This window comes from Bacillus sp. AF62 (genome assembly GCF_050312695.1).
GTDB classification, from domain to species: Bacteria; Bacillota; Bacilli; order Bacillales; family Bacillaceae_G; genus Bacillus_A; species Bacillus_A cereus.
On record NZ_JBNPJZ010000071.1, the window covers coordinates 31,913 to 46,586 of the forward strand.

Consider the following 14,674-nt stretch of genomic DNA (forward strand, 5'->3'; position numbering starts at 1 on the left):
TATGTACATATAGGTACATTGTAGGAGGATTTTTTTCATGCAAAACGGTAAAGTAAAATGGTTTAACTCAGAAAAAGGTTTCGGTTTCATCGAAGTTGAAGGCGGAGAAGACGTATTCGTTCATTTCTCAGCTATCCAAGGCGAAGGCTTCAAAACTTTAGAAGAAGGTCAAGAAGTTACTTTCGAAGTAGAACAAGGTAACCGTGGACCTCAAGCTACTAACGTAAACAAGAAGTAATTTTTGAAAAAAGAAGGGCTCGCCCTTCTTTTTTTTTGCATTTTTATAGATGTCCTCCTACTTACATATCATAATAAGACTGAATTTTCATTTATTTATTCGAAGGATTTTTGTATAAAGTACATGAATAAATAAATACTGAAAATAGAGTGTTTGTGTGAAAAAGGAATTTAGAAAGAGGTAAATAAATTGAAAAACGCTACACATTTCATTGTGTTTGATATTGAGAGGAATTTCAGACCGTATAAATCAGAAGATCCGTCAGAAATAGTTGATATCGGAGCTGTAAAAATAGAAATAGGTACAATGAAGATAATTGAAGAATTTTCGGAGTTAGTAAAACCAAGTGCACGATTAACTCGTCATACAACAAAATTAACCGGTATTACGAAGAAAGATTTAATGGCTGTAGACAAATTCCCTCAAATTATAGAGAAATTTATTCAGTTTATCGGAGAAGATTCTATATTTGTTTCATGGGGAAAAGAAGATTATCGCTTTCTATCTCATGATTGTACATTACATGGTGTTGAATGCCCCATTATAGAAAAAGAAAGTAGAATTGATTTGCAAAAATTTGTTTTCCAAGCATATGAGGAATTGTTTGAACATACGCCAAGTTTACAATTTGCGGTAGAACAGCTCGCTTTAACGTGGGAAGGGAAACAGCACCGTGCTTTAGCAGATGCCGAAAATACAGCAAATATACTTCTTAAAGTGTATAGCGAGAGAGATATTAATAAGCGATACAAAAGACATGGTGAACTTGAACTTGTAAAAAACGGAAAACTAACAGAAAAAGCGAAAAAAAAGATGCGGAAATGGGTGTTTAAAGAACTAAAGAAAAATACAGAACGCCCTTTTGAATGGAGTACATTTGAAAGTAGTGACACGTGGGAAAGTATAACGGAAAGATATTATATAAGTGAAAATACAGTAGAACTCCTGAAAAAACATTTTCGTACGGCAGTGAGAAAAGCGGAACGACAGATTAGGTATTTGGCTGAGATGGAGGAGAATGTAGAGGTTAAATGACATTCTCCTCTATTTCTAGCTACATAAATTTAACATCATTATACTGATGGATGAATAAAGTATTCATATTAAATAGGAATTGATTTGTTGTGATTGGGCCATTATAATTGCTTTGAAAATTAAGGGGTGGTAAGAATTTTTAAATACATTCATAAAATTAGAGCCCATAGAAATGAAAGAGGGTAGAGTTAAATGGAAGCAATCTTTAACATTGTAACAGTTTTAGTTTTGGGGATAATATTTGCCACGCTATCAGCAGTAATTATACTTCCTTTCATAGCAAAGAAGAAGAATTGGAAAAAGCTTAATATATCTTTAAAGCGTGGTGTATTAAAGGTTAAAATCGAAGAGTAAAATATGAGTTTTATACAAGGGAGGTGTGATAGTGATAGACTTGGATATTAAAGATGTCACCGTACAGATGGAATTAAACGGTGTCTTTTGGAATGAGGATGGGGTTGCTGAAATGACGGTGACTACAAAAGCTGAGTATTCTCTTCTTCTTCGTTTAGTAGTTGACTTAAAAAGTAAAACTATTAGGGCGACAAGTGCCGACATAGTAAATGGATTCTGCCCTCTGTGCAAACAGAAAAAGGACAAATGTAGTGAACTTAATGACCTACAAAACAAAATGGGAATTTTAGAAGAAGCCTACGATTGGGTGAGAGAGCATCCGGAATATCGTTTTCAATTATCTTTTTACGAGTATAATAAATTTGAGGTAGTGAAGTGAAGTTTTCATTTTACCAACATACATAGTGACTACTCTAATGGAAATACGCTTGTACAACAAGGAAGGAATTTACTGGATTCTGCAACAAGTGTTATCTTGGATTGAAAATAAATATTTTTGTTATAAAGCAGAAAAAATGATTCTTAGTAGAATCGGTTTTTTATATAACTATAAAATATGTCCATAATAAAAGAGCGCTTATTAAAAGCGCTCGGTAAAAATAGTTATATGGAAGGATTTATTCAATCCCGTTCGGATCATAAGAATATTGCTGCTTATTCTCAATCCGCTCAATCACATCTTGCAACTCATCCGGCTTCAGGAATTCAATAGGAGAGAAGCCTTTCTCAAACGTAAGTGTATCAGCCTCAATCATTAATACGTATCGGTCATTTACCTTCGCAATATGTATTTGATCCCCGAAATCAGCAAGTAACGCCTTCACAGAGATATGATCTGCTTTTAGTTTTAATTCCACTTCAGGAGCGTGCTCGACGATTTGGGCAGTTGCTTCCATTACTTCTTCGGTTGAAAATTGTTCCATAATTTCGCGTTTCGGACTGGCAGCCCATACTTCCATCGCTTGGTCGAATTGTTCGCGTTCTTCCGTACCTTCTTCAAATACATCTTCAATTTGGTCGTATACCATGTCCATTACTTGTGTTTTCATAATTTCAGGCATAGAGCGTTCATATTCGACGAATTTTAAGAAGTCTTCAAAGTAGCGGGCATGTGATGCTTGGTGTATTTTTAGTTCGCCTACTTCAACCATACCTTCTTCAGGCATGTATGGATACTGGATAGATTTCATATTCTTTGTTGTGATGGCCATTTCAACGTTACGAATCAGTGTGGATTCATCAGAAATAGAAGCAACCTTTGGTTCGAAGTCGCATTTCATTACGAATACGAATGGGTCATCAAAGTATTTGCGTAGTTTTGCCTGAGCAATTAAAAATACACCACCGCGTACAGCGCTTGTGTCAAGATATGTATAAACGAGAGGTTCGCTCATATCTTTAAAGTTGTCCTTTGTTTCTGCAAAGCGAATACGATTAAAAAGGTTGTAATGAGGGTTTGAATCAAGTTCGTGCCCCTCCTCTACAATAAAGCGACCAATTTTTGTTGGGGCTTGTTCTGTTTTTGCATGACGTTCTACTTTTCGCTTCGATATTTTTAATAACTCACCATTCAAAAATTCTTTTAAGGAGCTATCTTCATATTCTTCAGCGTCTAAAGTTTGAAAATGTTTGTAGCGTTTATCAACTGCTTCACCTTTTCCTTCTACTTGTACAACATAAAAGGAAAGATAATTTATTTCAAAATCCATATTTATCACCTTGTTTCATTTCATTAACTCTTATCAGTATAGAGATGGAAAAAACTTTCGTCAATTTATATAAGGAAGGGGGAGCCCCTTCCTTATATAATTTTTATTTTCTCGATTAAAATCCGTCTTCTAATGCTGCGAATGGAATGTTTAGTCTGTTTTCTACTGTACGTAAACGTTGGTTTAAGCGGTTTAGTCTACGTGTATGGCGCTCAACTGTATTTTCTAGTTGACGTACTCTTTGTTCAAGCTCATTTACGCGTCTTTCTAATTGACGATTTCCAGTGCCAGGAAAAGAGATTGGAAGTTGGAATTGTCTATTTTGGTCATATGGATTCGTTTGCTCTGCTTGATCTATATAAGATTGATATTGTGCTTGTAAGTCATACTGTGGTTGTTGGTACGCATATTGATTATATGGATCATATGGATTGTAGGGATACATAATAACATCCTCCATTTCTTTAAAATAGGTTGAATTCACCATAATGTATGTGCAAAAGCGGAGCGGTGGCACGGCAAATACCTATTTATGTTGACGAGATTTCTCTTTATTCCGCATTAACGGGCAGTAAGACCCCACTGATTAAAGTTTCACTTTATAAAAAATAGCTTGAGGGTTTTTGATTTGTATTTCTTTTGTCTGATGGTATATACTGGATAAAAGAGAGAGTTTACATAAAAGTTACAATTCTATCAAACTCAAACTTTTATGTAAATATGTATAGACATTTATAAAAGAAAAGAGTAATTTATATAGAGTGAAAAATAACTTGTAACATTTTATAAACATATTGTAAAATGATTGTAACAAAACATACATAAAAATGAAATAAATACATAATAGTGATGTTGGGGAAAGGGAGAGAGTATATTGTTCCGTAAAGTAAAGGGTATATTAGTTGGGGTGTTATGTGTAGCTGTAGTGAGTGGCTGTGGTGCAAAAGTAAGTGATGTTGCATTGGTAAGTGATATTGGTGGGCACACTGTAGAGGCTAAAGCAGAAGTGCAAGATACTATTAGTTTAGTTGATGGTCGAACTGGTACTGAAGTGAAAAAATTAGATTTATCTGGTTTAGGCTATTTTGAAGATGAAGCGAAATTTAAAAAGTCTGTAACAAAGGTTGTTGGTGAGGTTGGAAAAAGCGTCGACAAAAAAATGGTTCCTTCACGTATAGCACCTGATGGAAGTTGGCAAGAAGGAAAACCTTCTTATGAATTAATGGAAAAAGAATTAGTAGATAAATTGTTAAACGTTGGTATGTGGGATGCTACGTATCAGTTGCCGATTGTGGAGAAAAAACCAGTCGCAACATTAAGTGATGCGCAAGGAAATGGTACGGTAATTGGTAGATATGAAACGAACTTAGGTGGTTCAACAGGTGGCCGTATTGAGAATATTCGTTTGTCAGCAGCGAGCATAAATGGAGTTGTGTTAGCAAAAGGAGACCGTTTCTCTTTTAATTCATTAATCGGTGATACGACACCAGATAAAGGATATCAATTAGGGAAAGAAATAGTTGATGGTAAATTAGTAGATGGATATGGCGGTGGTGTTTGTCAAACATCTTCAACTTTATACAATGCAGCAGATCAAGCTGGCCTGAAAATGGTGGAGAGAACTACACATTCTAAAACGGTAGGTTATGTTCCACAAGGAAGAGATGCTACAATTGCATATCCATATTTAGATTTAGTATTTGAAAATACGAATGATGCACCTGTGAAGCTTTATATGGGCATTCAGGGTGGAAAGCTAGTTGCTGAAGTACATAAAATGAGATAAGAGTTATAAAGCCACCTTTTCTAAAAGTTAGAAAAGGTGGCTTTTTTATTATGAAAATAAAAATGTATGTAAATTCTGACTTTTCTTATTTACATAGGATGATTTTAGTTGTATCCTTCATAGTAACGGTTATATGTAATGGGAAAATATAGGGATAAGGAGATGAAGTTATTCATGGTACAAATTCATCCGAAAACACGTATTGGTCATGTTGAATTTAAAGTGAAAGATTTAGAGCGTCAAATTGCTTTTTATGAGAATGTTGTAGGATTAGAGGTAATTAAGCAAGAGGGGAATAAAGCATATTTATCTGGAAAAGGTGGAAAGAACGCGTTACTTGTTCTTGAAAAGTTAGAGGACGGGGTACTGCAAGAACCGCGTACGACTGGTATATATCATGTAGCCTTTTTAGTTCCGACTCGTGAAGCTTTTGCTTCTGCGCTATTTGGGGTTCTTCGTAATAAGAATGTAATTGACAGCCCGGCTGAGCAAGAAGGGCGTTATACGTATTCAAATGAAATTTTACCAATTTCAAGGTTTAATAGTGCAAGTGATCATACATATAGCGAAGCTTTTTATTTGCAAGATTTAGAGGGGAATGGTATTGAAATTTATGCAGACCGTCCGCGCGATCGATGGGGAGAAGGGCCAGGAGGAAGTACACCACTTGATTTAAAAGAATTGGCAACATTCGTTGATTATGAGTTTGATGGTTTGCCTGCTAATACTGTCGTTGGGCACGTACATTTAAGAATAGCTGATGTAGAGAAATCACATGAATTTTATGTGAAAACAGTAGGTTTTGAAGTACAACAGCGTGAAGAGGATTGCTTATTTATTTCAGCAGGGGGATATCATCACCATATTGGTGCAAATACGTGGAACGGAGTAAACAATCCACACCCGCCAGTACATGCAACTGGACTAAAGGTGTATACGATTGTACTACCGCATAAAGAAGCATTAGATGAAGTGAAAGAAAGATTAATAGAAAAACAACATGAAATAAATGAAACTACAAATGGGTTTGCGGTAGTAGATCCAAGTGGTATTACAGTGCAGTTTGAAATAGAAGCAGTGTAAAATAAGCGAGAAAGTGTATAATCACTTTCTCGCTTATTTTTGATCATTCATAGCTCAATCCAATATCTTCTTACTATATTCCCATCTTCCTCAGTGAAATCATCATCACGAATCCCGCCGTTATGTAAAATCGTTTTTTCAGAAGCGGTATTTACTGCGTCGCAAACGACAAGTACTTTCGTGATGTCTAATTCCTTCGTTTTTTCTAATGATAATGCTAGTAACTTCGTAGCATAACCTTTTCTTCTTTCAGAAGGGCGAATGCCATAACCGATATGACCGCCAGCGTTAAATAGATGTTCAGTTAAACTATGACGTATATTAACAGCTCCCACAATTTTATTTTCATCTGTAACAAGCCAATATGTAGAGTCTGGTACCCAAGTTTCAGGGATATTTATTCCGTTATGCGCATCGAGAAGTTCTTGAACCATAGCTGGGAAGTTGGCAGGATTTTTTGTGATAACCCACGGGATCATTGTTTCACCGCTATCTTTCCATTCGTTATAGAAATCTAAGTATTCTTCTTGTAAATCAGTAGTAGGTGTAAGTAACGAGACGTTCATTGTTAGTAAGCTCCTTTAGTTATGTAGTTTTTATAAAAAATTATGACACAAAGTGAAAGCGTTTTCTAAACTTTCTCAACCTAATTTCATGTAATTCACCTTTGTTTTTTTAGAAAATTAGTGGAGGTTTAAAATTAGAAGTTATTTATTTTATGTTAATATTTAAAATATTAACATAAAACGGTCGGAGTATTAAGTTTATTTTAGTGGTATTCTTTCGTATCGATAAATGGATGTTTGTGATAATTTTTGTTTTATCTATCTATAATGAATGAAAGGGGGAAGTGCCCGTGAGTGTAGATTTTGATTTTATTATACGAATCGGTGTTGCTGGCTTGTTAGGAGCAATGATTGGTATTGAAAGAGAAATTCGATCGAAAGAAGCTGGATTAAAGACTCATTTCCTCGTAGCGGTAGGAAGTGCGTTAATAATGGTTGTTTCGAAATATGCCTTTTCAGATATTGTGTATGAAGAGCATATGTCTCTAGACCCAAGTCGGATTGCAGCACAAGTCGTTAGTGGAGTTGGCTTTTTAGGTGCAGGCACAATTATTATTCAAAAACAGGCGGTGAAAGGATTAACGACCGCGGCTGGTTTATGGGCTACTGCCGGCATAGGATTAGCAATTGGAGCGGGAATGTATGTAGTAGGCATTGGAGCGACGATTCTCGTTTTAATTGGTTTAGAAATTGTAAGTCGTATTTTTAAGGTACAATTTTTATTTCCACAAAATATAACAGTGCAAATGTTTGTAAATAAACATGAAGCGATACAACAAATATTAGAAACACTACAAGTGAAAGGCATCCCAATACTCTCATATGAGGTGGAAGCTTCACAGCAAGGTACAGAAACTGTTTATAAGGTAGGGATGCAACTGAAAAATATATCGTCAGAAGAAAAGAATGAGTTTATTCAGCATATGCAAACATTACCGGAAGTTACGTTTATAAAGTTAAAATCATAGTGTTGAAAACGAGGATAGATGTAGCAGGAATTTTGCTATTATCTATCTTTTTTGATATAAAATGCACGGAAAGTCAAGCGTTAACTTTACATGAAATGAATATATGTGTGAACGTTACCTTATTTTTTCTCAATACAGGACAAAAAGTAAAAATAGTAAAATAATGGAGCGGGACACTAAAAATGTAAGGTAGGGGAGAGTATGAAAGGCTATTCAAAGAAAATGTTAGTAGGGGTAAGTTTTGCTAGTTTAATGTTAGGGAGTTTTCAAGGGGGCAGTTTGGCAGAAGATACTAAGGGAGAGCAAGTTTCTTATCGAAATGTGCTCAAAATGGAGCCAGTCGGTGTACAACTACCAGTACAAGAATTAGCTCATTCATCGAAAGTGCTCGAAAGCAAGTCTTTTGAGAAAAGGCTACAATTTGCCGATTTATCACAAAGACCACCTGAGGTGAAAAAAGAAAGTAAGCAATTAGCTGTAGCGAAAACTTATACAATTGCTGAATTAAATCAATTAAGCAATCAGCAGTTAGTAGATTTACTTGTAACAATTGATTGGGAGCAAATTACGGGGCTATTTCAGTTTAATACAGACAGTCTAGCATTCTATCAAAATGATAGTAGGATGCAGGCGATTATTGATAAATTGAAGCAGCAAGGACAAGCCTATACGAAGGATGATTCAAAAGGGATTGAGACATTAGTGGAGGTATTACGTTCAGGATTTTATTTAGGATTTTATAATTCGGAACTTAGTAAATTAAATGAACGGAGTTATCATGATAAATGCTTACCTGCATTAAAAGCGATAGCTAACAATTCAAATTTCAAGCTGGGTACATTAGAGCAAAATAGAGTGGTATCATCATACGGAAAGTTAATAGGAAACGCTTCGAGTGATGTGGAAACGATAACATCAGCTGCAAAAATTTTTAAACAATATAATGATAATTTTTCTACATTAGTAGATAATCTTTCAGCTGGAAATGCTATTTACGATATTATGCAAGGTGTTGATTACGACATTCAATCGTATTTGTACGATACGAGGAAAGCACCGAAAGATACAGTATGGTATCAGAAAATAGATAGTTATATTAATGAACTAAGTCGTTTTGCATTAATGGGAACGATTACAGCAAAAAACGGTTGGCTTATTAATAATGGCATTTATTATACAGGTAGACTCGGTACGTTCCATAGTACAGGAACGAAAGGGTTACAAGTTGTAACAGATGCGATGAAAATTTATCCGTATTTAGGGGAGCAATATTTCGTAGCTGCTGAGCAAATCGCAACGAATTATGGCGGAAAAGATGCAAATGGTAAAGAGGTGAATTTAGATCAAATAAGAGAAGATGGAAAGAAAAAATATTTGCCAAAAACGTATACGTTTGATGATGGAGCAATTGTTTTAAAAGCTGGAGATAAAGTGACAGAAGAAAAAGTAAAACGTTTATATTGGGCGGCAAAAGAAGTGAAGGCACAATTCCATCGTACGGTTGAAAGTGATCAACCTTTAGAAAAAGGAAATCCTGATGATGTACTAACGATGGCTATTTATAATAGCCCAGCAGAATATCAATTTAATCGTCAATTGTACGGTTATGAAACGAATAACGGTGGTCTTTATATAGAAGGAACAGGTACGTTCTTTACTTATGAGCGTACGCCAGAAGAAAGTATTTATAGTTTAGAAGAATTATTAAGACACGAGTTCACGCATTATTTACAAGGTAGATATGAAGTACCAGGGTTATGGGGACAAGGGAAAATATATGAAAATGAAAGATTATCTTGGTTTGAAGAAGGGAATGCTGAATTTTTTGCAGGGGCAACGAGAACGGATAATGTTGTACCGAGAAAGAGTATTATAGGAGGATTATCTTCAAACCCAGCGGAGCGTTATACGGCAGAGCGAACGTTAAATGCAAAGTATGGAACGTGGGATTTCTATAATTATTCCTTTGCTTTACAATCTTATATGTACAATAAGAGATATGATATGTTCGATAAAATACATGATCTTATTAGGAAAAATGATGTAACAGCATATGATGCATATCGCTCTACATTAAGTAAAGATGTGAATTTAAATAAAGAATATCAAGACTATATGCAAATGCTAGTTGATAATCGTGAGAAATATAATGTGCCATTAGTATCAGACGATTATTTAGCGAATCATGCATCAAAGCCAGTTTCAGATATTGCGGCAGAAATAACGGCGGAAGCAAAATTGAAAAATGTATCAGTGAAGAAAAATAAATCACAGTTCTTTAATACATTCACACTACAAGGTACATATACAGGAACCGCAGCAAAAGGAGAATATGAAGATTGGAAAACAATTACACAAAACGTTAATGATACGTTAAAACGTTTAAGTGCAAAGGAATGGACAGGCTATAAAACAGTAACAGCATACTTCGTAAATTATCGCGTGAATGCATCAGGACAATTTGAATATGATGTTGTGTTCCACGGTATTAATACAGAAGAAGGTGCAGAGAATAAAGCACCAGTTGCAGTTATAAACGGTCCGTATAGTGGAAATGTAAATGAAGCAATTTCATTTAAAAGCGACGGATCAAAAGATGAAGACGGGAAAATTACTTCGTATAAATGGGAGTTTGGTGATGGAGCAGTAAGTAATGAGCAAAATCCAACTCACGTATATACAAAAGAAGGAACGTATACAACGAAATTAACGGTAACAGACGATAAAGGAGCAACTAATACTGCTACAGCGACTGTAACTGTTCAAAAGAAAGAAGATAACAGTGTAGAAAAAGAACCGAATAACTCATTCCAAACAGCAAACAAACTGCAGTTAAATCAAGTCTTACGTGCTAGTTTAGGAAATGGCGATACAAGTGATTTCTTTGAAATTAATGTGGAGACTGCTAAAAACCTTCAAATTAACGTAACGAATGAAAATAATATCGGAATGAACTGGGTACTTTATTCTGAAGCAGATTTAAATAATTATGTTACGTATGCTCAGCAGCAAGGGAATAAACTAGTAGGTAGTTACTACACGTATCCAGGGAAGTATTATTTACATGTGTATCAGTATGGCGGGGGGACAGGGAATTATACGGTGGAAGTGAAGTAGTAAAAAGGGAGTTGTCTTTTTCAATGAATGGCACAAGGTCTGTACTTTAATGGAAAAACAACTGTAGGAAATGTCTATAATGATAATAACAAATTAAGTGTCGAGAGATGTTATATTTACATTAAACCAATCTAATCAGTAAATGAGATAAAGTCGATGAACTAGTATTTCATCACGATGTAAGAAAAGTTATAAATATTAAGTGTTTTTAATTGAATTAAACTAAAGGATCAGAGTATATCTGTAACAATAGATAAGCTCTGATCCTTATTATTTTTAATTAATACACATGAATTTAAGATAATTAATAAGTAAGCTAGCGCTAGCGGGATTCTTAAAATTCATTTATGTAATTAATTAAACAGAAAATTTTTATCGCATTAGTAAGGGATACTAATAGAAAAGCGTGTCCCTTTACCTAAGTTACTCTCTATCTCTATATCTCCGTTTAATTCTTTAATAATACTATAAGCAATCATAGTACCAAGCCCAGTTCCTTTTTCTGTTGTTGAATAGAATGGCAAAGCAATTCGTTTTATTTGTTGAGATGACATCCCAATTCCTGAATCAATAATATCAATTATGATATTTCCTTTTACTTTTTGTATATTTATTTGTAATAATCCACCATTTTTATAGCCTCAATTCCGTTTTGGATGATGTTGTTTAGACAGAGTTTGAATTTTTCGGGGTCCCCATTTATATAAAAGGAATCTGTACTATTTTGTTTGATTTCAACTTTGTATGATAGAGCGAGTGGTGAAATAGTATCTTTCACCTGATTTAAAATGTGATTAATATCTATTTTCTCTTTTAGGGTGTTCTGTGGTTTGGTTAAAGATAAATAGTTATTAATAGTAGATTGTATTTGCTGCATTTCAATTAACATGATTTCTAAGTATTGATCCTGAGATAGCTTAGAGGCATGTTTTTCATTTAATAATTGAGTGAATCCATGTACCGTGGTTAGTGGATTGTGGATTTCGTGTGCAATTGACGCTGCTAGTTCGCTAGCTATATAAAATTTTTCAGCCCGTTGTAGCTTTTCTTTCATTTTATATTTCTCGATCATTCCCTCTATTAAATAAACTGATAATAATACTGTGAAAATATTAATGATTATGTAATTTAATAAAAATTCTATGAGAGTAGAGTCTATTTTCCCTCCTGTATGTATTTGAGTTACAATACCGCAAATAGAAAGTGAAGTTGTACATACTAAAATAAGGAGTAAGCTTAATAATACTTTTTTTTCTTTAACATACATAGGTAATAAGTAACGAAAGAGCATTGTTATACCAAAAATAATAGTGAAGATAATAAATGATGGAAGAACGCCATTTCCGCCTAAGTAAAACCGATAAGAAAGATATAAAATTCCTATAAAAACAATGTTTTTTGTATTTCCATATAGAAAAACTAATATTATAGGAATAAAACGTAAATCATAAATAAATCCCACATGTAAATGAAAAGGAAAAGTCATACAAAAAATAATAGCAATGGAGGAAAGGATAGAAAATAATATATTATTACATGTTGTTTTTTCTTTAAACTCTAGCCAAAATACGTGATAGCTAAGGATACAAATTATTATAATAAAGGTATTTAATAAAAGAGTAGAAATTCCCATAGTTTTGCATCTCCAATAGTTTGTAAGTAGAATTATGTATGAGTTGGACATAGATGTTTAGTATTAGTAGACTTTTTATCTAAAAAAGGAAGGGTACTTGAAAAATACTGTTATATTACTCGTATTAAAATTGATAAGGAAAATAGAAGAAATCTATTTAAATTTATGTGCATATGAAATTATAAACTAACTTTTGTATAGGTAAAATTGGGATTGAGTTACTGATAAAATAAGGTTCTTTAAGTATGAATATTCTGTGAAAATGATATGTATGGTGACGCCTGTTTTGTAGCCTTCGTTATATTAACATGGAACATATCAAATTACAAAGTGAAATTTTAGAAAAATTTTATTAGTACATTTTATCTGAAATAGAAATGCTATTTATTTGAGTATTTTGGTACTTAATCGTATAAAACTTTGTTAGAAAAAGACTTTAAAATTTATAAGTTTTTTATGAAGCGTAATATTGTAGCTTTATCTATGTGGGTTTCTCAATAACTATTAAGGTGAAAAGTTAAGATATATAGGTTTATAGATATGAATTATTACATAAAAACGCACTTGGAAAAGGATGTATGATGGTAATAGAATACAAACATCAAGGGGGAACTTAAAATGAAGTTAAATAAACTAGCGCTTAGTTGTGGAGTAGTTTCAGCATTAACACTTGGTGTGTTAGGGAATAATACTTATGCTGAAGAAGTGCACAAAACGAATGATCCAATTCATGTAGTTGAACACGTTTCTGCAGACTTATTATTAACTCAAACAATGGATTATAGTGGTGAGGCTGTAACTTCTTTCATATATGATGGGAGTACTGACTTAAGCTTCTCTATGAAAAATAATGGTCAAAATACAATGGGATATAGTGTAAAAGGTCCAAATACAGAGCTAATTGTTGGTGGTTATATAAAACCTGGAGAACAACAAATTAATGTTACAAATGTACGGAATGCTTTATCTCCATTACCGAATGGAACATATAAAATTTACGTTTCAAATGATGATGGTTCTAAGGGGCAATTCCAAGTTTCAGTAAGATCTATGAATTAAATGTAAAACGCTTTGTTTTTAAGTTAATTTAATCTTTACTTATTGGAAAGAAGCTAAAGTGAATTGAGAATTACCGATAAAAATGAAAACGAGCACCTTATCTAATTGTGAGAGGGTGTTCGTTTTTTGCTATTAAACAGAAAATAATTATAAATATATTTTGATATTCCCATTGCTAACCTACTAGATTGTGTCAACTAGAGAATGTCTACTATAAAAGATATTAAAATAAAGGTGATGTAACATTCCGCTAAATTATATGGGGAAATAGAAAAACCACTCTTATATGAGTGGTTTTTAGTAATTATTTTTAGGTTATACATTTAAAATTAGGCTAAGTTATAGAAATAATAAACATTTAATCCGTTGTTATTATTTTGGTTCTGGATAATGATTGTAGTATGAGATTCTAATAAATTCTTGGTAGACATTTGTTAATTTGGCATCTCTAAGAGCATCGTTGAATTTTTGCATACGTACACTCCCTTGAGCGTACCCTCCACCTGGAGTATAAGGGTTTCTAGCTTCAAAGTCATCCAAAAATACTTTTAATTTTTTATAGTCTTGAGATTGATAAAAAGCCACGGCCTCTTCAGGAGTGACATCAAAGTAAGAGGATGACGTTGAGTTATTAGAAGCTGCTTGAGCAGTAGGTGCCTCTAGCATAGTTGCAGCTCCACCGAACATAGTAAGCGCCATAGAAGATACAATAATTTTTTTAAACATAATAAAACCTCCATGTAGAATATTGGATTAATAGTAACCCTGTAATCATTATAGTTACAATGAAAATGATTATCAAATGCAATATTGCATAATATATCCAACTATTTTTGGGGAGTAAGACTCCCGCTCAAAAATTCAATGAAAGCAAAGAAGTTAGGTGGGAATCGGACGGATTAAAGTTTCACTTTATTATTTGAACGAGAAGTCACCTTTATATTTAAATGGAGGAGTGTAATAGATTAAAAGAGGTGTATAAATTACTCAGGTTAACAAGAAAGAGGGTGTTGCAAAACTAAAATAAATATGCAATGTTATGAATCAGCAAAACTAGCTGAACATGCAATAGATAGCGATTTTGACCATACCAACGTGGCTGTTCCAGCCCTTTATCTTTGAGATG

Annotated in this window: 13 protein-coding genes and 2 pseudogenes; 9 read left to right on the forward strand and 6 right to left on the reverse strand. The window is 33.7% G+C overall.

Features of this window, described 5'->3' with window-relative positions; translation table 11 throughout:
- The first annotated feature begins 37 nt into the window (after window positions 1–37).
- The 4 genes from cspB (at window position 38) to ACQRBL_RS17205 (ending at window position 2,006) form a co-directional block, all read left to right on the forward strand.
- Entirely contained in the window at window positions 38–238 is a 201-nt protein-coding gene (gene cspB / locus ACQRBL_RS17190; protein WP_001179150.1) for a cold shock-like protein CspB, read from the forward strand.
- Window positions 239–427: 189 nt separating this feature from the next.
- The gene (locus ACQRBL_RS17195) at window positions 428–1,273 is read left to right on the forward strand and encodes an exonuclease (RefSeq protein ID WP_016512466.1); all 846 of its coding nucleotides are present in this window, start codon (window positions 428–430) and stop codon (window positions 1,271–1,273) included.
- Between the two features lie 192 nt (window positions 1,274–1,465).
- The gene (locus ACQRBL_RS17200) at window positions 1,466–1,627 is read left to right on the forward strand and encodes a hypothetical protein (protein ID WP_000387293.1); all 162 of its coding nucleotides are present in this window, start codon (window positions 1,466–1,468) and stop codon (window positions 1,625–1,627) included.
- A gap of 31 nt (window positions 1,628–1,658) precedes the next feature.
- Entirely contained in the window at window positions 1,659–2,006 is a 348-nt protein-coding gene (locus tag ACQRBL_RS17205; protein WP_000566112.1) for a hypothetical protein, read from the forward strand.
- Between the two features lie 238 nt (window positions 2,007–2,244).
- On the opposite strand, the gene ACQRBL_RS17210 is transcribed toward ACQRBL_RS17205, so the two are convergent.
- A complete protein-coding gene (locus ACQRBL_RS17210) occupies window positions 2,245–3,336 on the reverse strand; it encodes a DUF3900 domain-containing protein (RefSeq protein WP_000345035.1) in 1,092 nt (363 codons plus the stop codon).
- A gap of 115 nt (window positions 3,337–3,451) precedes the next feature.
- Window positions 3,452–3,781, reverse strand: a complete 330-nt coding sequence (locus ACQRBL_RS17215) for a hypothetical protein (RefSeq protein WP_000283711.1) — start codon at window positions 3,779–3,781, stop codon at window positions 3,452–3,454.
- A gap of 429 nt (window positions 3,782–4,210) precedes the next feature.
- Here ACQRBL_RS17215 and ACQRBL_RS17220 point away from each other — a divergent pair, with 429 nt between their 5' ends.
- Both ACQRBL_RS17220 and ACQRBL_RS17225 read left to right on the forward strand, forming a co-directional pair.
- Window positions 4,211–5,122: a VanW family protein gene (locus ACQRBL_RS17220; RefSeq protein WP_000488980.1), complete on the forward strand. Its 912-nt coding sequence runs from the start codon at window positions 4,211–4,213 to the stop codon at window positions 5,120–5,122.
- A 174-nt stretch (window positions 5,123–5,296) separates the two neighbouring features.
- Window positions 5,297–6,205: a VOC family protein gene (locus ACQRBL_RS17225; RefSeq protein WP_023522684.1), complete on the forward strand. Its 909-nt coding sequence runs from the start codon at window positions 5,297–5,299 to the stop codon at window positions 6,203–6,205.
- Window positions 6,206–6,252: 47 nt separating this feature from the next.
- Here the strand turns inward: ACQRBL_RS17225 and ACQRBL_RS17230 are convergent, their stop codons facing one another.
- Window positions 6,253–6,771: a GNAT family N-acetyltransferase gene (locus tag ACQRBL_RS17230; RefSeq protein WP_063548278.1), complete on the reverse strand. Its 519-nt coding sequence runs from the start codon at window positions 6,769–6,771 to the stop codon at window positions 6,253–6,255.
- A gap of 290 nt (window positions 6,772–7,061) precedes the next feature.
- On the opposite strand from ACQRBL_RS17230, the gene ACQRBL_RS17235 reads away from it, so the two are divergent.
- Together ACQRBL_RS17235 and colA are read left to right on the forward strand one after the other, a co-directional pair.
- A complete protein-coding gene (locus ACQRBL_RS17235; protein ID WP_000109724.1) occupies window positions 7,062–7,739 on the forward strand; it encodes an MgtC/SapB family protein in 678 nt (225 codons plus the stop codon).
- A 201-nt stretch (window positions 7,740–7,940) separates the two neighbouring features.
- On the forward strand, window positions 7,941–10,856 hold the full coding sequence (gene colA, locus ACQRBL_RS17240; RefSeq protein ID WP_065484771.1) for a collagenase ColA: 2,916 nt from the start codon (window positions 7,941–7,943) through the stop codon (window positions 10,854–10,856).
- 380 nt (window positions 10,857–11,236) lie between these two features.
- Here colA and ACQRBL_RS17245 read toward each other — a convergent pair.
- Window positions 11,237–12,489, reverse strand: a pseudogene (locus ACQRBL_RS17245) (ATP-binding protein).
- A gap of 618 nt (window positions 12,490–13,107) precedes the next feature.
- Here ACQRBL_RS17245 and ACQRBL_RS17250 point away from each other — a divergent pair.
- Window positions 13,108–13,548: a hypothetical protein gene (locus ACQRBL_RS17250; RefSeq protein ID WP_023522682.1), complete on the forward strand. Its 441-nt coding sequence runs from the start codon at window positions 13,108–13,110 to the stop codon at window positions 13,546–13,548.
- 372 nt (window positions 13,549–13,920) lie between these two features.
- Here the strand turns inward: ACQRBL_RS17250 and ACQRBL_RS17255 are convergent, their stop codons facing one another.
- Complete coding sequence (locus ACQRBL_RS17255; protein WP_023522681.1) at window positions 13,921–14,274, reverse strand: hypothetical protein; 354 nt, start codon at window positions 14,272–14,274, stop codon at window positions 13,921–13,923.
- A gap of 292 nt (window positions 14,275–14,566) precedes the next feature.
- Window positions 14,567–14,674, reverse strand: a pseudogene (locus ACQRBL_RS17260) (ISNCY family transposase); the annotation flags it as partial.

What these genes read in the sequence shown, in the direction of transcription:
- cspB (WP_001179150.1), top strand. Translation starts at nt 38, where the DNA reads ATGCAAAACGGTAAAGTAAAATGGTTTAACTCAGAAAAAGGTTTCGGT.
- ACQRBL_RS17200 (WP_000387293.1), top strand. Translation starts at nt 1,466, where the DNA reads ATGGAAGCAATCTTTAACATTGTAACAGTTTTAGTTTTGGGGATAATA.
- ACQRBL_RS17210 (WP_000345035.1), bottom strand. Translation starts at nt 3,336, where the DNA reads ATGGATTTTGAAATAAATTATCTTTCCTTTTATGTTGTACAAGTAGAA.
- ACQRBL_RS17215 (WP_000283711.1), bottom strand. Translation starts at nt 3,781, where the DNA reads ATGTATCCCTACAATCCATATGATCCATATAATCAATATGCGTACCAA.
- ACQRBL_RS17225 (WP_023522684.1), top strand. Translation starts at nt 5,297, where the DNA reads ATGGTACAAATTCATCCGAAAACACGTATTGGTCATGTTGAATTTAAA.
- ACQRBL_RS17230 (WP_063548278.1), bottom strand. Translation starts at nt 6,771, where the DNA reads ATGAACGTCTCGTTACTTACACCTACTACTGATTTACAAGAAGAATAC.
- colA (WP_065484771.1), top strand. Translation starts at nt 7,941, where the DNA reads ATGAAAGGCTATTCAAAGAAAATGTTAGTAGGGGTAAGTTTTGCTAGT.
- ACQRBL_RS17250 (WP_023522682.1), top strand. Translation starts at nt 13,108, where the DNA reads ATGAAGTTAAATAAACTAGCGCTTAGTTGTGGAGTAGTTTCAGCATTA.
- ACQRBL_RS17255 (WP_023522681.1), bottom strand. Translation starts at nt 14,274, where the DNA reads ATGTTTAAAAAAATTATTGTATCTTCTATGGCGCTTACTATGTTCGGT.